This window comes from Clostridium sp. 1001271st1 H5, from assembly GCF_005845215.1.
Classification (GTDB): domain Bacteria; phylum Bacillota; class Clostridia; order Lachnospirales; family Lachnospiraceae; genus Enterocloster.
The window spans coordinates 21,356-39,908 of the sequence record NZ_SPHO01000019.1 but is presented as its reverse complement, the minus strand read 5'-3'; the positions used below and the strand labels follow the sequence as shown (position 1 = coordinate 39,908).

General features: G+C 50.9%; 19 protein-coding genes. All 19 read left to right on the top strand.

The annotated features are described in order from the left end of the window. Positions 1-13 precede the first annotated feature (13 nt). The 19 genes from FGS84_RS23230 to FGS84_RS23140 all read left to right on the top strand — a co-directional run bounded on the left by FGS84_RS23230 (position 14) and on the right by FGS84_RS23140 (position 18,536). Positions 14-220, top strand: a complete 207-nt coding sequence (locus FGS84_RS23230) for a flagellar FlbD family protein (RefSeq protein ID WP_138310701.1) — start codon at positions 14-16, stop codon at positions 218-220. A gap of 38 nt (positions 221-258) precedes the next feature. Next, positions 259-1,143 carry a motility protein A gene (locus tag FGS84_RS23225; protein WP_138310700.1) on the top strand — a complete coding sequence of 295 codons (885 nt, stop codon included), beginning with the start codon at positions 259-261 and terminating at the stop codon, positions 1,141-1,143. A gap of 14 nt (positions 1,144-1,157) precedes the next feature. Beyond that, positions 1,158-2,261 carry a flagellar motor switch protein FliN gene (gene fliN, locus FGS84_RS23220; protein ID WP_138310699.1) on the top strand — a complete coding sequence of 368 codons (1,104 nt, stop codon included), beginning with the start codon at positions 1,158-1,160 and terminating at the stop codon, positions 2,259-2,261. 2 nt (positions 2,262-2,263) lie between these two features. Beyond that, positions 2,264-4,318, top strand: coding sequence for a flagellar biosynthesis protein FlhA (flhA, locus tag FGS84_RS23215; protein WP_138310698.1), 2,055 nt, complete (start codon positions 2,264-2,266; stop codon positions 4,316-4,318). A 12-nt stretch (positions 4,319-4,330) separates the two neighbouring features. Further along, positions 4,331-5,101 (top strand): FliA/WhiG family RNA polymerase sigma factor, encoded by a 771-nt coding sequence (locus tag FGS84_RS23210; RefSeq protein ID WP_347563875.1) that lies wholly within the window; start codon positions 4,331-4,333, stop codon positions 5,099-5,101. 4 nt (positions 5,102-5,105) lie between these two features. Beyond that, on the top strand, positions 5,106-5,846 hold the full coding sequence (locus FGS84_RS23205) for a flagellar hook-basal body protein (protein WP_138310696.1): 741 nt from the start codon (positions 5,106-5,108) through the stop codon (positions 5,844-5,846). Between the two features lie 13 nt (positions 5,847-5,859). Then, positions 5,860-6,627 (top strand): flagellar hook-basal body protein, encoded by a 768-nt coding sequence (locus FGS84_RS23200; RefSeq protein ID WP_138310695.1) that lies wholly within the window; start codon positions 5,860-5,862, stop codon positions 6,625-6,627. A 51-nt stretch (positions 6,628-6,678) separates the two neighbouring features. Continuing rightward, on the top strand, positions 6,679-8,415 hold the full coding sequence (locus FGS84_RS23195; protein WP_138310694.1) for a FapA family protein: 1,737 nt from the start codon (positions 6,679-6,681) through the stop codon (positions 8,413-8,415). Further along, positions 8,415-9,815 carry an antitoxin gene (locus FGS84_RS23190; protein ID WP_138310693.1) on the top strand — a complete coding sequence of 467 codons (1,401 nt, stop codon included), beginning with the start codon at positions 8,415-8,417 and terminating at the stop codon, positions 9,813-9,815. Before FGS84_RS23195 ends, FGS84_RS23190 begins: the two co-directional genes overlap by 1 nt. Then, positions 9,802-10,194: an EscU/YscU/HrcU family type III secretion system export apparatus switch protein gene (locus FGS84_RS23185; RefSeq protein ID WP_138310692.1), complete on the top strand. Its 393-nt coding sequence runs from the start codon at positions 9,802-9,804 to the stop codon at positions 10,192-10,194. The genes FGS84_RS23190 and FGS84_RS23185 overlap by 14 nt, the downstream gene beginning before the upstream one ends. 18 nt (positions 10,195-10,212) lie before the next feature. Then, complete coding sequence (locus FGS84_RS23180) at positions 10,213-10,863, top strand: PilZ domain-containing protein (RefSeq protein WP_138310691.1); 651 nt, start codon at positions 10,213-10,215, stop codon at positions 10,861-10,863. Positions 10,864-10,900: 37 nt separating this feature from the next. Then, positions 10,901-11,785, top strand: coding sequence for a M15 family metallopeptidase (locus tag FGS84_RS23175; RefSeq protein ID WP_138310690.1), 885 nt, complete (start codon positions 10,901-10,903; stop codon positions 11,783-11,785). Between the two features lie 192 nt (positions 11,786-11,977). After that, positions 11,978-13,492: a flagellin gene (locus tag FGS84_RS23170; protein WP_347563874.1), complete on the top strand. Its 1,515-nt coding sequence runs from the start codon at positions 11,978-11,980 to the stop codon at positions 13,490-13,492. 225 nt (positions 13,493-13,717) lie between these two features. Continuing rightward, a complete protein-coding gene (locus tag FGS84_RS23165; RefSeq protein ID WP_138310688.1) occupies positions 13,718-14,488 on the top strand; it encodes a ParA family protein in 771 nt (256 codons plus the stop codon). Continuing rightward, positions 14,481-14,999 (top strand): late competence development ComFB family protein, encoded by a 519-nt coding sequence (locus FGS84_RS23160; protein ID WP_138310687.1) that lies wholly within the window; start codon positions 14,481-14,483, stop codon positions 14,997-14,999. Before FGS84_RS23165 ends, FGS84_RS23160 begins: the two co-directional genes overlap by 8 nt. Positions 15,000-15,284: 285 nt before the next feature. Beyond that, positions 15,285-15,587, top strand: coding sequence for a flagellar biosynthesis anti-sigma factor FlgM (locus FGS84_RS23155; RefSeq protein WP_138310686.1), 303 nt, complete (start codon positions 15,285-15,287; stop codon positions 15,585-15,587). 11 nt (positions 15,588-15,598) lie between these two features. Next, positions 15,599-16,045 carry a flagellar export chaperone FlgN gene (flgN, locus tag FGS84_RS23150; RefSeq protein ID WP_138310685.1) on the top strand — a complete coding sequence of 149 codons (447 nt, stop codon included), beginning with the start codon at positions 15,599-15,601 and terminating at the stop codon, positions 16,043-16,045. Between the two features lie 27 nt (positions 16,046-16,072). Next, positions 16,073-17,542: a flagellar hook-associated protein FlgK gene (gene flgK, locus FGS84_RS23145; protein ID WP_138310684.1), complete on the top strand. Its 1,470-nt coding sequence runs from the start codon at positions 16,073-16,075 to the stop codon at positions 17,540-17,542. 10 nt (positions 17,543-17,552) lie between these two features. After that, a complete protein-coding gene (locus tag FGS84_RS23140; protein ID WP_138310683.1) occupies positions 17,553-18,536 on the top strand; it encodes an FgL, flagellar protein in 984 nt (327 codons plus the stop codon). Positions 18,537-18,553 lie beyond the last annotated feature (17 nt).

Sequence of the window (18,553 nt, the reverse complement as noted above, 5' to 3'; positions counted from 1 at the left end):
GGAGGGTGGTATCATGATTATCCTGAAAAAGCTGAACGGCGAAGAGTTTGTGTTAAACAGCGACCTGATTGAAACCATTATGGAGACCCCTGATACCACCATACTTCTGACCAACGGAAAGCATCTGATTGTCAGGGAGTCCAAGGAAGACGTGGTCAAAAAAGTGGTGGAGTTCCGCAGGGATGCCTTCCGGGGCATACTGGAACAGATTAAGGGCTGATGCAGCAAGATAAAAGTTGAGGAAAAGGATGTAAGGGTATGGATGTCTTGTCAATTTTAGGTTTTATATTAGCAGTTGGACTGGTGATGTTTGGTATGACATTTGACCAGGAGTCCATGAGGATTGTGTATCATAACCTCAAGGCGTTCCTGGATGTTCCCAGTATGGCCATTACCATCGGAGGAACCATCGGGGTCATGATGATATCATTCCCGGCAGGGGCCTTCAGGAAGATTGGAAGCCATCTGAAAATCATTGTCAGGCCCTACCAGTACAGTCCCGCGGATTCAGTGGAACAGATTGTGAATCTGGCCACAGAGGCCCGCATGAAGGGGCTTCTGTCCCTGGAGGACAAGCTAAGTGAGATTGACGAGCCGTTTCTGCATAACAGCCTGATGCTGGTGGTGGATTCCGTGGACTCGGAGAAGGTGCGCAAGGCCATGGAGACAGAGCTGGAACAGCTGGATGAGCGCCATGCCCTGGACCGGCGGTTTTATGAAAAGGCAGCCAGCTACGCGCCTGCCTTTGGCATGATTGGCACGCTGGTCGGACTGATTCTCATGCTGGGAAACATGTCGGATGTGGATGCCCTGGCAAAGGGCATGGCAGTGGCGCTTATTACCACCCTGTACGGTTCGCTGCTGGCCAATGTGGTATGCCTTCCCATGGCAAGCAAGCTGAAGGCCCGCCATGACGAGGAATTCCTGTGCAAACAGCTGGTCATGGAGGGAGTCCTGGCCATCCAGGAGGGGGAAAACCCAAAGTTCATAGAGGAAAAGCTCTATAAGCTTCTTCCGGCCAGCTATAAGAAGCCTGGGGAAAAGGAACAGAAACAGGACGGGAACCAGGACGGAAAAAAGGACGGGAAAAGAAAGGGCTTTGGAAGACGCCGCAAAAAGAACAAGAAAGAGATTGAGGAATAGAAGGAGCTTAAACCATGGCAAAGGCAGAGGGAGGCCAGGATGTCAGCGCAATGACAGACAGGCAGATGTTTGAAGAACTGATTAAAATACATGCACAGTCAGCAGGGGAGGCCATCTCTTCCATCCTGAGGGCGGACATAGGCATAGGTGAGCCCAGGCTTCAGGATATGACAATCAAGGATGTGGAGTACGGTATCCTGGAACCTGCCATCTTTGTAAAGAACTGTCTGACCTCCCAGGTGGCAGGCAATATTGTCCTGGTTCTGCGCCAGAGGGATATGCAGGTATTCTTAAATGAACTTATGGGCGTGGACGACCTTCCGGACCCGGACTTTGTCTTTGACGATGTGGCCATGAGCGCTGCAGGCGAGCTGATGAACCAGATGTCCCATGCATCCGCCTCGTCCATGGCTGAATATCTGGGCGACACCATGGATTTGTCGGACTGCCAGCTGGTGCTCTCAGACGGGAGCCAGGACCTGGCTTCGGTCATCGGGGAGCAGCCGGATGCAAGAGTCATGGTGGTGAGCTACATCATGAAGATTAAGGATATGGTGGAATCAGAGTTTATAGAATGTATATCATCCACTGCCATGGACAGCCTGACAGAGGAAATACAGGCCCGGAGAGCGGCCTTTGAAAAAGCCCGCCTGGAAGAAGAGGAGGCCCGCAAGCAGGCCCTCCTGATGGAGCAGGATTCCATCATAGGACAGGAGCGGCCGGCAGGGGCAGGAGGCGGGAGGCTCAGGCCCGGAGAGACAGGGGCCCAGACAGCAGGTTCAGGCACTGTCCGGGGCAATGTTTCCGGCGGCAGGTTCCCGGGAATGCAGGGCAGAGCGCTGCAAAACCCGTCCATGAGCGGAAACCTGAGCCTTATCATGGATGTGCCCTTAAACGTGTCCGTGGAAATAGGCAAGACAAGACGCCGCCTAAAGGATGTCCTGAATTTCAGCAACGGCACCGTGGTGGAGCTGGATAAGCAGTCGGACGCCCCGGTGGACATCATTGTCAACGGCCAGCTCATTGCGCGGGGGGAAGTGGTTGTGATTGATGATAACTTTGGGGTGCGTATCAGTGAAATAGTAAATACGAGAAGCATTATTGGAAATGGTGAATAAAGTTGAAACGGTTTAATATCCTTGTAACAGCGGGAATCATCGGAATTATATTCCTCATACTGATTCCCCTGCCCACGCCTATACTGGACTTTTTATTTATACTGAACATATCCCTGTCTTTGCTGATTCTTGTGATGTCCATGTATATCAGGGAAACACTGGAGTTTTCCGTGTTCCCCTCCCTGCTGCTGATTACAACCCTGTTCAGGCTGGGACTAAACATATCATCCACAAGAAAAATCCTGTTTGACAATGGATACGCGGGACAGGTGGTTAAGACCTTTGGACAGTTTGTCATCCGCGGAAACGCGGTCATTGGTTTTATTATTTTCCTGATTATTGTGCTGGTTCAGTTTATCGTCATCACAAAGGGCTCTGAGCGTGTGGCTGAGGTTGCTGCAAGGTTTACCCTGGATGCAATGCCGGGCAAGCAGATGGCCATTGACGCTGATTTAAACAGCGGACTTATCGACGAACAGCAGGCAAGGGAACGCCGGTCTAAAATCCAGAGGGAAGCCGACTTCTTCGGCTCCATGGACGGCGCCACCAAGTTCGTAAAGGGCGATGCCATTATCTCCATCATCATCACCTTCATCAATTTTGTGGGCGGCCTTCTGGTGGGAATCATGAACAGCCAGGGAAGCATACAGGATATCATGCAGATATATACCACATCCACCATTGGCGACGGTCTGGTGTCCCAGATACCGGCCCTGCTCATATCGGTTGCCACCGGTATGGTGGTGACCCGGTCCGCCTCGGAGAACAGCCTCAGCGAGGACCTGACAAAGCAGTTCCTGGCCCAGCCCAGGGTGCTGATGACCGCGGGCGGCGCAGCGGCCTGCCTGTGCCTCATACCAGGATTCCCTGTTCTCCAGATACTGATTATATCAGCGGGCATGATTGGGGGCGGGTATTATCTGTACCGGCATCAGAAGAGCCTGGTGGCGGAGACAGCAGAGGAGCTGGTGGAGACAGAGGTTACCAGCGAGGCGTCCTACTATAAGAATATTGAAAATGTATACGGCCTGCTGAATGTGGAGCAGATTGAAATGGAGTTCGGATACAGCCTGATTCCCCTGGCGGATGAAAGCAACGGCGGGAATTTCATTGACCGGGTGGTCATGTTCCGCAAACAGATGGCCCTTGATATGGGATTTGTGATTCCCTCTGTCCGAATCAAGGACAGCGGGCAGCTCAATCCCAACCAGTACAGCATCCTCCTGAAGGGGGAGGAAGTGGCGCGAGGGGATATACTCATGGACCATTACCTGGCCCTGCCTCCGGGCACGGATGCTGACGATGTGCCTGGAATCGATACCATTGACCCGGCCTTCCATATACCGGCAAAATGGATAAGCGAGGACAGGAAGATACAGGCCGAGCTGGCCGGTTATACCCTGATTGACCCCACTTCGGTGGTAATCACCCATTTGTCCGAGGTGGTGAAGGAGCACCTGCATGAGCTGTTAAACCGGCAGGAGGTCAACAACCTGCTGGAGGCCCTTAAGAAGACCAACAGCAGTATTGTGGAGGACACCATCCCTTCCGTCATATCGGTGGGAGGGCTCCAGAAGGTCCTGGCCAATCTTCTGCGGGAGGAAATCCCCATCCGGGATATGGAGACCATTGTAGAAACCCTGGGCGATTACGGCAGTCAGGTTAAGGATACGGATATGCTCACCGAGTATGTGCGCCAGGCCTTAAAGCGTACCATATCGCGGCGGTTCTCAGAGGCAGGGCAGATGAAGGTCATCAGCCTGGACGACCGGATAGAGAATATGATTATGTCTTCCGTGAAAAAGATGGATACAGGCTCCTACCTGGCCCTGGAACCAACAGCCATTCAGAGCATAGTGTCGTCCGCCACCTCTGAAATCAATAAGATTAAGGATTTGGTTAATGTACCTATTGTACTCACCTCTCCGGTGGTGCGGATTTACTTTAAAAAGCTCATTGACCAGTTTTACCCCAACGTTGCGGTGGTATCGTTCAGTGAGATTGACAACAATATACAGATACAGGCATTGGGAAACATTTCCCTAAGCCAGAGGTAACAGGATATGCTGATGGAACAGACAGAGAGTGAGGATATGGTCCGTGCTCTGGACGACTACAGAAAAAGCGGCGGCCAGGAATTGAGGAACAGGCTGATTGTGCACTATCTTCCCATTGTGCGTTCTGCGGCAGTGCAGCTGCGGTCCATGGCCGGCTCTCTCCTGGAACAGGAGGAGCTTATAGACCAGGGCGTGCTGGCGCTGATTGAATGTCTGGAACGGTATGATTCGGACCGGGGCGCCAGGTTTGAAACATTTGCATTTATGCGGATAAGAGGAGCCATGATTGACTATATTCGCAGCCAGGACTGGGTGCCTCACAGAGCCAGGAATTTCCAGAAAAAGGTAGACGAAGCATTTTCCATTCTGTCCCATGAGCAGATGAGGGAGCCGGATGTGGGCGATGTGGCGGATTATCTTGACATACCCGTGGAAAAGGTAGAGAATCACATTAAATATATGAATCACGCCAACCTTCTTTCCTTTGAGTCCGTGCTGCAGGATATGACGGCCATAGTGGCAAAAGGGGAGCTGGAGGCCGGCGGCATAGAGGGAAAACCAGAGGAAAGCCTGTTTTACAAGGAGCTGATGGAAACACTTACATCAGCCATAGACGGGCTGGGGGAAAAGGAACGGCTTGTCATTACCCTATATTACTATGAGGAACTGAAGTATTCGGAGATTGCCCAGGTCATGGGTATCGGACAGTCCCGTGTATGCCAGATACATACCAAGGCAATCCATAAGCTGAAAACCAGCCTGGAAGATTATATGAGAGGATAAAACTATGTTTTCAGGATTTTACACAGCCGCATCCGGCATGCTGATGAACCAGAGGTCATTAAACATGGCAGCCAATAACATAGCCAATGTAAAGACCAGCGGTTATAAACCGAAACGCCTGGTTAAGACCACCTTTGACCAGCAGCTGGTGCGGGAAATGAACGGAAGGACGGAGGGGCTGGGCCAGGGGTCCACCATATCCGTCGGAACCAGGGAGATGACCACCCACGGACAGGGACCTATTGAAGATACCGGAAAAACCTATGATTTGGCTATTAACGGCGACGGGTTCTTTGTCATACAGGGGGAGAACGGCCGGTATCTGACCCGAAACGGACATTTTTCCAGAGATGATGAGGGAAACCTTATACTGCCCGGAGTGGGGCAGCTCATGGGGGACGGCGGTCCGGTATATGTGGATGAGGAGGGATTCCGCGTTGGCGCGGACGGCATCATTTACGATAATGAGGACGGCGCCCTGGACCAGATTCAGATTGTGGCGCCGGACAATTACGACAATCTGGAGTTTTATGACAACGGTACCTACGGGGCAGGAGACGGCGTGGAGCTGACTCAGGTCTATCCCACGGTGTATCAGGGAAAGCTGGAACAGTCAGCAGTGAATCTTAACAATGAAATGACCAGGGCCATGGAGGTGCAGAGGGCATTCCAGTCCTGCGGCAAGGCCCTGACCATCATAGACCAGATGAATCAGAAGACAGCCAACGAGATTGGAAAGCTGTAGGGGGGAACCACAGATGAATATATCGTACTATACAGCAGTATCAGCCATGAATGCGTTCCAGAAGGATTTGGATGTGACTTCTAACAACATGGCCAATATAAGCACCAACGGCTATAAGTCCATGCGCAGCAGTTTTAATGATTTACTGTACACGCAGATGGATATGCGTCCCCAGGCGCAGGTGGGACACGGGGTCCGCAATGACGGGCCGGGGACCACGTTCCAGCAGGGGATTTTCCGCAGGACGGACCGGGAGCTGGATTTTGCCATAACAGGCAATGCATTTTTTGCAATCCAGACCAGTGAGGACGAGGAAGAACCGGCTTACACCAGGGACGGGGCGTTCCAGATATCCTCCACGGATGACGGCAATTTCCTGACCACCAGCGATGGAAGCTATGTGCTGGACCAGGACGGGGAACCCATAGAGCTGGAGTACAAGGTATCGGAGGACAGCAAAGACAGCGATACTGGGGAGCTGGACCTGGACGGACTGGCGGACCGCATCGGACTGTTTGTGTGTGAGAATCCGGAAGGGCTGCAGCATGTGGGAATGAACCTGTTCCGCACAGGAGAAACCTCCGGTGAATGGCTGTCCATAGATGATTTGGATGATGAACAGGAGAAGAGCAAGGTCGTGAGCCATGCCCTGGAGATGTCCAATTCCAACATGTCAACCGAGATGGTGAATCTGATGCAGACACAGCGCGCATTCCAGCTCAACAGCCGGATTGTCACGACTGCGGACCAGATGGAAGAGATGATTAATAACTTAAGGTAATGACATACAAGGTAATGACGTACGCTGAACTTACTGAAAGGGGAGATGCCCATGAACGAAAAAAGCCTTATATACAGCTTGTTTTCTAAGTTCCTGGATGAGGGGCAGGAGGAGACGCCCCGGCAAGAGGACGGCAGCGAAAGCCCGGAACGGGAACAGGATAGAGTATCGGGGCCTCAGGGGCAGCCCTATGACAGCACGGACCAGACAGAACGCCGGGACAGAGACCAGGACCACAGGGTGGAAACCGTGGAGGACTGGAACGAAACCGAGCAGAGGCGCCGGCAGCAGATGGAACGGGAGCTGCTGGAAGAGGAGAGTCCGGAAACCGGCGGGGAAGACGCCGGGCAATATGATGAGGACCAGTCCGGGTTCAGCGATGCTCAGGATGGAAGTATGGAGGAAGAGGAAGCGGACCGGGATGCAAGGGTGGAGCTTCTGGTTTCAGATGACAGGATGTCGGTATCCATGATGGTTTACGGGCCGTCCGGAGGCGGGCTTGATATAACGGAGGAAATGATATACGACGCGCTGGAGCAGAAAGGAATATGCTTTGGCATAGACCGGAAGAAGATAAGCGGTGTTGCCGGTGAAAAACAGTATCTGCAGATGGTTATAATCGCCGGGGGCCAGCCTGCCAGAAATGGGGAGGACGGCCGCATTAAGGATTATTTCCCCAGAAAAGCCCAGATAAAGTACGCCTCCAAGGGCAATGGGGGAATTGACTTTAAAAGCACGAACCTGATACATAATGTGAAGAAGGGGGATGTGGTCTGCGATATTACCCTTCCCACCGAACCGGAGGACGGCATGGATGTGTACGGACAGCCTGTACACGGCAAAAAGGGAACCATGCCCCCTGTTCCCCAGGGAAAAAACATTGTGTACTCCGAAGAAAGGGATAGGCTGCTGGCTGGCTGCGAGGGCAACCTGACCTTCCGGTCCGGCCGTTTCCATGTGGAGAATGTATTTACTGTGTCCGGCAATGTGGACAATTCCGTGGGAAACATTAACTTTACAGGCAGCGTTGTTATTCATGGTGATGTTCTGGAGGGCTACAGCGTCAGGGCAAAGGGCGATATTACGGTGATGGGCATCGTGGAAGGCGCCCGTCTCAGCGCAGGAGGCGATATTCTGCTGCACAAAGGAATGCGGGGCATGAGGACCGGCGTGCTGGAGGCTGAGGGTGATATCACGGCTAAGTTTCTGGAGGACTGTAATATTTATTCCAAAAATAATATCCAGGCGGAATATATCATTAATTCCGAGGTGTCCTGCGGCCATGATTTGACATTGATTGGAAAAAGAGGGGCATTTATCGGCGGAAGCTGTTCTGTTTACAATTGCATGAATGTTAAGGCAGTGGGAGCGCCCAGCCATATCGCCACGTCCGTGACCCTGGGACTGACGCCCCAGCTCATGGATGAGATGGAGGCAGTGGGAAAGGAGATGATTCTGCTTTCCAGGAAACTGACGGAGCTTAATAAAGATATCTCTTATCTCAACAGCAAGCTGAAGGAGGGGACCATAACCCCCTCCCAGAGAGAACGCTTATCCAAACTGAAGCTGGAGGCCCCTATTAATACCCTGAAGGAAAAGAAACTGAAGCAGCAGGGTGCCGAGCTTTCCAGGAAGCTGAGGGAGGTTGGCAAGTCCAGGCTTACGGCCAGGGAGGTATTTCCCGGAACCGTAATCAATATCGGGGATTGTAAGATGAGTATTTCCAAGAAGGAGGACAGCTGTGTCTTCTATTATCTTGACGGGGAAATCAAGAAAGGAATTCGGTAATGGCAGACATCCTGCGGGTGACCTCTCCGGTTATCAACAAGAACATTATACAGCCTGACAAGGCATTAAAGGACCCTTCGGTTCCCTTTGATATGCAGGAAATCAGGCATATTACCAAGAACCCGTCGGGCAGCGGCCTTTTGGGCCATCACAATGTGCTGGAGGGGGAAGCCGGGGCAGCCACCCTTATGAACCTGCTGAAGGACCCGGCTGTGACAGTCAATTATCTGAAAAATATCTATATGCTGGAGGAAATCATCAATCTGCTTCCGGTCAACAACAATACCGTGACCCAGGAAATCCGCCAGCTATTTGATGCCCTTCTCATTGACCCGGAACACATTGTGGATGAACTGGTAGACCAGGAATACGCTTCTACCCTGTTTAAGGGCGAGCTGTTTGACTTGCTGCGGGGAATACTGGAAGAAATGCCGGATTTGCGGATGGAAACAGCCGAGCTTTTAAAGGCTGTGAACGCAGGCATATCCAGACAGGACGTTCTGGACTCAGTGGCCAACAGCCTGGAATACCTGTCCGAACAGCTGACCGGCAGCAGGAATCTGTCCGGAATGTTTTCACAGCTTGCCGCCCGTGTCAGGGAGAGTCCCGGCGGCCGGGAATTTGAGGAGCTGAAGCCCCAGGTGCAGCAGGCCCTGAAGGAACTGGAACAGAGCGTGCTCTACACGCCCCAGGCGGCCAGGGTCATTCCCAACATACTGTATAATATGTCCCGCTATCAGGACAATGACGCCTACCTCCAGGAGGCCCTTATGAACCTTCTCATCCATGTGAACGACAGGGAGGAAAAGGCACATATCAGGGAGCTGGTAAGGGAATACATTGCCGGTTTCAGGGAGCCGGAGCATCAGATGAACCGTTCCCGCATCATGGATACCCTGGCTAAAATCATTGCCAAGCAGGACAGGGAGACACCCATGAACAGCCTGAACGGGGATAAGATAGAAAAAATCATCACAAGTCTTTTATCCTCTCCCTGCAACTATACGCCTCTTCTGCATTTTGTGATACCGGTGGATTACCAGGGGATGAAGGCATTTTCCGAACTGTGGATAGACCCAAAGGACGAAGGCAGGAACGGGGAGCCCGGCAGCCGGGAAGGAAGCCACGTACATGTGCTTATAACCTTTGATGTGCCGGGAGTGGGTCAGATGGAGGCGGAATTCATGATGGCGGGTAGGGAGCTGGGGTTCCATCTGTATTGTCCGGAATCCTATATAAGCATATTTGAAGGGCTGGTTCCCGCGTTCAGAAACATCATGGAGGAACACGGATACAGGGCGGCGGGCATAGAGGTGGAGCGCATGGACCATGTGCGGTCCCTGATGGAGGTATTTAAAAACCTGCCGTTTAAAAGGACGGGTGTAGATGTCAAAATATAAGAAAAATAAAGCAGTTGCTTTGAAATACAACGTAGATGAGGACACGTCCCCGGTGGTGATTGCATCGGGGTATGGAACGGTTGCAGAACACATTATTGATATTGCGGAAAAAAAAGGCATTCCGGTGTTCAAGGATGACAGCGCGGCATCCCTGCTGTGTATGCTGGATGTGGGAAGCAATATACCGGTGGAGCTGTACGAAGTGGTTGCGGCTATTTACTGCAAGCTCATAGAAACATCCGCCCAGATACGCGGAGTGGAAAAGGGCGTTTCAGTCTCCGCATCTGCCGGGCAAACAGAGGAAACCAGCCAGCCCGGCCGTCTGCGCCGGAACCTGGTATCCAGACACGGCAAAGATGACAGTAAGCAGACTTCATGATAACAGGGGGTATGGAAGATGGTTGAATTGCTGGACGGGTATGTGGGTTCGTCCTGTGTCATAAAGGCCAAGAACAACGACTTGATTAGCATGGGCGTCCTCCATCGTATAGGCAAGAACTTCATAGATGTGGGCAGCTCCCGCAATGAACTGCCGGGAATTCCATATAATTTAATTATTAAGCTGGAGATATACAATACACAGCTTGGATTTAAGGTACTCATAGGACGGGTATACCTGTCCTCTCCCAAGCTGGTCCGAATCGTGGAACTCAATGAGGCCACCAATGACGAGCGCCGGGAGTATTTCCGCATCAGTACAAGGGACGATGGAATTATCTATAACTGTATACGTGGAAATGAAACCCTGGACATGGGAGAGGGGTCCGAGGATTACAATGGCCTGAAGGTGCGCCTGGTGGATATCAGCCTGGGAGGCCTGATGTTCTGTACCAGGGAGGAATTCAAGGTCAATGACCGATTCAATATCGTCATACCGGCTATGGGGGATTCCATGCTGTTTGTATGCGAAGTGCGCAGGCGGGCGGAGCGCCCGGAAGGGGGATATGGCTATGGCTGTGAATTCATGGACATGGCCACAAAGCAGGAGGACCTGCTGTACCGGTATATCCTCAGGCGTCAGGGGGACCAGCTGCGCAGGATACGGTAGATTTGAGAGAACGGCATGTTAGGAGGAAACGCGGAATATGGTTCAGAGGAAACCCAGGGACCAGCGTGTGGTCAGGAACCGGCGGGTGGCGGTTTACACCTTCCTGTTAATCCTGACCCTGTTTTATATCTCGGCTCACAGGACGGTGCAGAAGGAGAGGGAGCTGGCGGTGCGGGAGGAGCTGGCGGCGGGGGAAGAACAGACGGCGGCGCAGGACTGGGAGGAACGCGGGGGGAGTGTTAAAGGGAGTGGGGATGAGGCAGGAAGCGGGAAAGCTGTGCGGAGTGAAAATGATGCAGAAAAAGGTGGGGGGGACCAGGCCGGAGTCCTTAGAATCTCGCAGGAGGATATGTGGTGTCTGATACTTACCAATGCGGAATATCCTGTGCCGGAAGATTATGAGGTGGAGCTGGAGGCCATTCCCGGTACGGAGCAGTCAGTGGATAGGAGAATCTATGAGCCGCTGATGGCCATGGTAGGAGATATGAAGACCCAGGGCCTGTCTCCGGTGGTGTGTTCCGGCTACAGGACGCTGGACAAGCAGGAAAAACTGTTTAACCGAAAGGTCCAGTCCTATGTGAAGGGCGGACATACCAAGGAGGAATCCTATAATCTGGCCAGACAGACCATATCCATTCCGGGCTCAGGGGAACACTGTCTGGGACTGGCAGTGGACTTCTATACCAGAAGATACCACAAGCTGGAACGGGCTTTTGAGGATACACCGGAGAGTAAATGGCTGGTGGAACATGCGCAGGATTACGGTTTTGTCATGCGGTATGGGGAGAATAAGACGGATATCACGGGAATTCAGTATGAGCCCTGGCATTACCGCTATGTGGGGGTGGAGGCGGCAAAATACATGAAGGACCACGACCTGTCCCTGGAAGAGTTTTATATTGAACAGAGTCTATATGGATAAGGCGCACAAAAATCAACGATGATTTTTGTGCACTTTTTTGGTAAATAAAATGGGAGGGGCGTACGATAAATATTACAGAGCGGAAGAGATGGTATGTCTCGGAAGCTCGGTCCAGTGTCCGACAGGGCCCGTCGTTCATTGGAATAACCAGAAAAAACGAGGGACAGGGAAGTCCCGGTAAAAAACAATTACATGGAGGTAATTAGTATGAGGATTCAGCACAATATTATGGCACTTAATTCCAACAGGCAGTTAGGGGTTAACAACAGCGCAGTATCAAAGTCACTGGAGAAGTTATCATCTGGCTATAGAATCAACCGTGCAGGCGACGATGCCGCTGGTCTGGCTATTTCTGAGAAGATGAGAGCACAGATTAAAGGCCTGGAAGCAGCTACCGATAACTCTCAGGACGCAATTTCCCTGGTGCAGACAGCTGAGGGCGGATTACAGGAAGTTCATTCCATGTTAAACCGTATGACCGAGCTGGCTACCAAGTCTGCTAATGGCACTTATACGGATGATGTGGACCGTAAGGCGCTGCAGGATGAAGTTTCTGCATTGAAGGATGAGATTAACCGTATTGCTGACGGTACTGATTTTAATGGGATTAAGTTGTTGGATGGTACTATGGGTGTTGGAACCAGCGGTGTGAGTGGAAAAGTGGATTTATCAGCAGGTAACGTGGACGAATTTAAGGCTACTATTTCTGGTGCTGGAGAAAATACCACTGTAGATTTTAAAACGGCAGCTGGTGCAGCTGGCGTTAAGGCTAATTGGGCAGGAGGAAAGTTAACAGTTACCATTTCTGGTGACACAGGTGATAAAATTACTCAGGAACAGCTTAATCAAGCATTAGCTGCGGCTACCGGTACTCCAGAAACTGCAAAGAATATTAAAATTGAGTTGGATGAAGACATAAGCATTACCGGTACTACTGACGCTTCGGGGTCTGCTACATTGATAACAGCTAAAGCTGCGCAGGCGACTTCCGCAGACACAGGTGCCAGTGGTATTTCAATTTCATCTACTAAAGCAGGTGAGAATACCCATACCTTAACAACGAAAACTACGGGTACAATTGGTGCAACTGTTGATGTGGATGGAAATGTGGCATTAAATTTGACTAGTACAAAGTCTTATACAGCTACCGAAATTAACAAAATGTTATCAGATGCTGGTTCGGATATAAGAATGGATTTTGAAGGTGCCAAAACTGGTACAGAAATTTCAGGCGCTAAGTCTGGAGGTACAGCTAATGTTCTTAAGTTGGGCGAAAATGGTAAGGCCGGTACTGGCCTTGCAGCTGGCGGCGGCATGAAGCTCCAGATTGGCGATACCAGCGATTCTTACAACCAGTTGGAATTAAGCATTGCCGACATGCACGTAAATGCCCTTGATTTAAACAGCGTTGACATCAGCACCAGAGACGGCGCGGCCGCGGCCATGAGCAAAATCAAAACCGCCATCAACACCGTATCCACCAGCCGCGGCAAACTGGGTGCTATCCAGAACCGTCTGGAGCACACCATCAACAACCTGGGTGTTACCACTGAGAACATCACTTCCGCAGAGTCCCGTATCCGCGACGTAGATATGGCCAAGGAAATGATGAACTACACCAAGAACAGCGTACTGGTTCAGTCTGCACAGGCTATGCTTGCACAGGCCAATCAGCAGCCGCAGTCCGTATTACAGTTATTACAGTAATTTATAGTAAGTATGGTAATCGGGCAGGTTAACGGTAAAATAGTTCCAAACAGATAAGATAAAAAGGTGTTGCCAAATGGCTGTGGTCACGCAGCCATGAAGCAGCGCCTTTTTGAATCCTGTTTTATGGTTTCATACAGTAAAATACAATTGTCTGTTTCGACATTTCTTGCTATAATATGTAACATAATGTGAGAGAACCTTCAGGTTCCCGGGGGAGTAGCTATGTCGGTAACAATTGTGTTGTCCAATCAGAAGGGCGGTGTGGGGAAAACCACATCAGCCTACGTGCTGTCAACAGCGCTGAAAGAAAAGGGATATAAAGTCCTTGCGGTGGATATGGACCCGCAGGGCAATCTGAGTTTCGCCATGGGGGCGGACACGGAGAGCGCTACCATTTACGATGTGTTAAAAGGAGAGCTGAAACCCAGGTATGCGGTCCAGAAATCCCCTCTGGTGGATATAATTCCGTCCAATATCCTGCTCAGCGGGATTGAGCTGGAGTTTACCGGGGCGCGCAGGGAGTTCCTTTTAAAAGAGGCGCTGGAATCCCTGAAGAGCTCCTATGACTACATTCTCATAGATTCCCCGCCGGCCCTGGGCGTGCTGACAGTGAACGCGTTCACTGCGTCTGATTACGTCCTGGTGCCCATGCTTTCGGATATATTCAGCCTGCAGGGCATTACCCAGCTGGATGAAACCATATGCCGCGTCAGAAATTACTGTAATCCCCGGATTCAGATACTGGGGGTATTTCTTACAAAGCACAATCCCAGGACAAAATTCAGCAAAGAGGTGGAGGGCGCCCTTCGTATGGTGGCGGAGGATTTGGGTTTTCCGGTTCTGGATACATTTATCCGGGACAGCGTAGCGCTTCGGGAAGCCCAGTCCCTTCAGCGTTCCGTGCTGGAATACGCACCTGACTGCAATGCGGTCCGGGATTATAAAAAGTTGATACAGGAATTGATTCAAAGGGGGCTTAAGGCAGATGTCTAAGAGCAGGACAGAGATTGACAAGGAAATAATGTACCGCAAGATTATGCCCTCTGCCTCTAAAAGAGATGCAAAGGCAGCGCAGGGAGATACAGGAAACCCGGGCGCAGGGCAAATAGACGCCGTGCCGTCAGATGGTGCAGATGGAGACGGAACTGCTGCAGGCATGCCGGCTTTATCAGCGCCCTCAGCGGCCGCCATGGCAAAAACCCTTAAGCGTAACCCGGTAACATTTCCGTTTAAAGAAGAAAATAATATGGTACTGGTAAACCTTATGGAGGAACTGGTGATAAACAAGCTGGACTCCACCCTGGACCGGTTTAACTGCTGTAAATGTGATAAGTGTAAAAAGGATATAGCAGCACTGGCCCTTAACCGTCTGAAACCGCGGTACGTGGTGATGAAGGAAGGGGAACAGGAAAAGCGCAGGAAGGCGGAGCTGGAAAATGGGTCCGAAGTAACCGGGGCGCTTGTACAGGCTATCCTGGTGGTAAAGAAGGCCCCGTGGCACTGAGACAGCCTGTAGACAGTCAGATATACAGAGGACCGGACCAATATAAAACAACCCCATCAACCGTTAAGAGGCAAAATCCCAGGATTTCCCCCTATAACGGTTTTTTGTTATCTGTTTTTTGTTTCTGAAAAAGATAAAAAGGTCCCAATCATGCAAAATAAATATAAAAATAACCTGAAGAACTATAAAGTTTTATCTTCCCTGTACGATAAGTACTATAGAAATATCACAACCACTTATCAGGCCCACCATACAAAGAGCATGCAGGGAAAGGAAGCCGGACATATGGATATAAAAGTATCGAGAAATTACGCAGCCTATCAGAAGGCAGTGAGCAATGCAAAACATACGGAAAAAAGCCTTTCTGCTCCCGTACAGGCAGCCGGAAAGGCAAGGGGTGATGCTATCTGCATCAGCAGCGAGGGCGCAAAAAAAAGCGGTGCATCCTCATTTTCAGCCGCACTGTCAAGGTCCATGGAAGAAGGGGCTCCGGCTGACCGGATTGCCGCGTTAAGGGAACAGGTGCAGGAGGGGACATACCAGGTATCGGCGGAGCAGATTGCCAGACGCCTTATGAGCGGCCTGTAGGAGGGAACATATTGGAAGAAATCATTGATTTTTTGGGGGAATACACAGAAACACTGGAGGCCATGGAACAGAAGCAGATTGAGAAATTAGGGCTTTTGATGACCAGGGAGCTGGATAAGGTTGAGCAGACCATCATGATGCAGCAGGCCATGGATAAGAAGCTGGAGAACATGGAGCAGAAACGTCAGAAGCTGTTTGTCTCCTGCGGGTTTGAGGGCAGGACCTTAAAAGAAATTGCAGAGGTTGCAGGGCCGGAGCAGAAAAAGGAGCTTATGGACCTGTACCGGAGAATTGACGGAGCCATAGGAAATATACAGTATTACAACCAGAAGGCAGAGGCGTTAGCCAAGTCTGAGCTGGAGCAGATGGGAGTTGATTCCAGATATGTGGGAAATCCCACCGGCATCTATGGACGTCCTGCATTCAATAAGGGCAGTAAACTGGAAAAAAAGGCCTGATGAGGGCCTATATAGGAGAGTGGTAAATTGAGACCGACATTTATGGGGCTGGAGACAGCCAAACGAGGGATTCAGGTTAATCAGAAGGCCATAGATATTGTAGGCAATAATATAAGCAATGCTAAAACAAAGGGATATACAAGACAGCGTCTGGATTCGGTGAGTGTCCATACCTACGGAAGCGACCAGTATAATTACAGCTCCATTCCCCTGGCCGGACAGGGCGTGGATGTCAAGGGAGTGGCGCAGATTCGCAATCCGTATCTGGATGCCAAGTTCAGGCAGCAGTACGGCGACGTGGGGTATTATGACCAGAAGGCAGCCATTATGGACCAGATTGAGGGAATTATCAGTGACCCTGAGGTAGAGGGAACCGGCATCAAGGCGGCTCTGAACACCCTGTCCCAGGCACTGGCGGATTTCAGCGCCTCCCCGTACCAGGAGACCAATGCCAATATTGTCATGAATGCGTTTAAAGGCGTGACCCAGGTGCTCAATGAATATGACGCCAATCTAAACACCCTGATGGAACAGACAAAGAATGATTTGTCGGCTGCGGTGACGGATATCAACACAAAATTAGACCAGCTGTCTGAGCTGAACCGTTCCATTGCCCATGAGATATTCAGCAACAACGACTATGACGGAGTCAACTACGGGCCCAATGACCTGCTGGACCAGAGGAATGTCATACTGGATGACCTGTCACGGTACGGCGATGTCCAGGTAACCGACCTGGATGATGGAAAGATTCAGGTGAAAATCAATGGAAAGGTGGTGGTGGACGCTTCCGGGGCTTCCTACACCAATGATAAGATTAACATTGGCAGCGACGGCGTCACTCTCACATGGAACAGCAGCAACCAGAAGGCCAGTCTGGGAGAGGGAGCCATCAGAGGGTTTACGGATATGCTGACCGGCGCGGACCAAATCAATGCAGGGATACCTTACTACCAGAACCAGATGAACCATTTCGCGCAGACACTGGCGGATGTGTTTAACAATAAGATTCATGCCGATGACCCTGATTTCCCGGATAAATACAAGTTTCTTCTCCAGGGAGATTCCAACGGAACAGTGACAGCGGGAAATATCTGCATCAGCGACCTGTGGGCCGACGATGTTTCCTATATTATCCGGAAACAGAATCCCGACGGAGAGCTGGACAATCAGGATATCCTTGATATGAAGGCTGCATTGGAGCAGGATTTTAACTTTGGCGGTGAATACACGGGAACCTTCAGTGAATTTATATCCAGCGTCACCAATACGCTGGGAAGCGGAATCAAGACAAACAGCGCCAGGATGAGCGCTTCCCTGGCCATTGCGGAAAGCGTGGATTCGGAGCGCATGGGCGTGTCCGGGGTTTCCCTGAATGAAGAGGGAATCAGCATGATGACATACAACAAAGCATACCAGGCTCTGGGAAGACTCATGACTACAATGGATGAGCAGCTGGACATGATTATCAATAAGATGGGCATAGTAGGGCGTTAAGGAGGGGCATATGAGAATCACGGAAAATATGATGACAGCTACCTATAACAGGAATCTCCAGAGGAATATATCTGATTTGGCGTCCTCCAACCTGAAGCTGTCATCTAGGCGTCAATATAATCATGTGTCGGAGGACCCGGCGACCGCGTCAAAGGCATTTGCCATCAGGGACCAGATTGCCAGGTCCGAGGAACATATCAGTGTGGTGAAGAATGCAAGGGGAGAGCTGGAGACAGCGGATTCCAATATTATTACGCTCAACTCCATTCTTGAGACGGTCTATGAAAAGGCCACCAAGGCAGGGGGAGCCAGCAGCCAGGATTCCATGGATGCCATTGCAGAGGAATTAGGCGGCCTTAAGGAAGAGATTCTCCAGACCATGAATGCCCGGTACGGGGATAAGTTCCTGTTTTCCGGTTCATCCAACAGCGAAGCTCCGTTCACTGTGGATTCAGATGGAAATCTGATGTTCAACGGGAAACTGGTGGACGCCTATGATAAGGATAATCCGGATACATATTTTGATGAAAATAAACCTGTTTATCTGGATATCGGATTCGGTACATATGCATCGGGAATGAACACGGCAAAGACAGGAATCAAGATTTCCACATCCGGCGTGGATGTGCTGGGATATGGCAGGGATGAAAATGGCCTTCCCAATAATCTGTACAGCCTCATTGGCAAGGTGGAGGAGCAGCTAAGGGGCGGTGACAAGGACGGAGCCATGGATACCCTGTCACAGCTTAAGAAAAAGCAGAGCAATATTTCCATTGCCACATCTGAACTGGGAACAAGAGAAAAGCTTCTGGACCGCACGGAGGACCGCCTGGAAACAGGTCTTATCAATCTGCAGAAGAGCCAGACGGACCTGGAGGCAGTTAAGATTGAGACAGAGGCCGTTAACAACAAATCCTATGAGACAGCCTGGATGATTACCCTTCAGCTGGGGTCCAGCATCATACCGCCGTCCATATTTGACTTTATGAAATAAGTTGAAAAGAGGTGTCT

Bases quoted from the DNA above. Each gene is read 5' to 3' on its own strand.
- FGS84_RS23185 (WP_138310692.1), top strand. From the start codon at position 9,802: ATGTCAAAATATAAGAAAAATAAAGCAGTTGCTTTGAAATACAACGTA.
- FGS84_RS23210 (WP_347563875.1), top strand. From the start codon at position 4,331: ATGGAACAGACAGAGAGTGAGGATATGGTCCGTGCTCTGGACGACTAC.
- fliN (WP_138310699.1), top strand. From the start codon at position 1,158: ATGGCAAAGGCAGAGGGAGGCCAGGATGTCAGCGCAATGACAGACAGG.
- FGS84_RS23180 (WP_138310691.1), top strand. From the start codon at position 10,213: ATGGTTGAATTGCTGGACGGGTATGTGGGTTCGTCCTGTGTCATAAAG.
- FGS84_RS23165 (WP_138310688.1), top strand. From the start codon at position 13,718: ATGTCGGTAACAATTGTGTTGTCCAATCAGAAGGGCGGTGTGGGGAAA.
- FGS84_RS23175 (WP_138310690.1), top strand. From the start codon at position 10,901: ATGGTTCAGAGGAAACCCAGGGACCAGCGTGTGGTCAGGAACCGGCGG.
- FGS84_RS23170 (WP_347563874.1), top strand. From the start codon at position 11,978: ATGGAGGTAATTAGTATGAGGATTCAGCACAATATTATGGCACTTAAT.
- FGS84_RS23200 (WP_138310695.1), top strand. From the start codon at position 5,860: ATGAATATATCGTACTATACAGCAGTATCAGCCATGAATGCGTTCCAG.
- FGS84_RS23225 (WP_138310700.1), top strand. From the start codon at position 259: ATGGATGTCTTGTCAATTTTAGGTTTTATATTAGCAGTTGGACTGGTG.
- FGS84_RS23205 (WP_138310696.1), top strand. From the start codon at position 5,106: ATGTTTTCAGGATTTTACACAGCCGCATCCGGCATGCTGATGAACCAG.
- FGS84_RS23155 (WP_138310686.1), top strand. From the start codon at position 15,285: ATGGATATAAAAGTATCGAGAAATTACGCAGCCTATCAGAAGGCAGTG.
- FGS84_RS23195 (WP_138310694.1), top strand. From the start codon at position 6,679: ATGAACGAAAAAAGCCTTATATACAGCTTGTTTTCTAAGTTCCTGGAT.
- FGS84_RS23140 (WP_138310683.1), top strand. From the start codon at position 17,553: ATGAGAATCACGGAAAATATGATGACAGCTACCTATAACAGGAATCTC.
- FGS84_RS23230 (WP_138310701.1), top strand. From the start codon at position 14: ATGATTATCCTGAAAAAGCTGAACGGCGAAGAGTTTGTGTTAAACAGC.
- FGS84_RS23190 (WP_138310693.1), top strand. From the start codon at position 8,415: ATGGCAGACATCCTGCGGGTGACCTCTCCGGTTATCAACAAGAACATT.
- FGS84_RS23160 (WP_138310687.1), top strand. From the start codon at position 14,481: ATGTCTAAGAGCAGGACAGAGATTGACAAGGAAATAATGTACCGCAAG.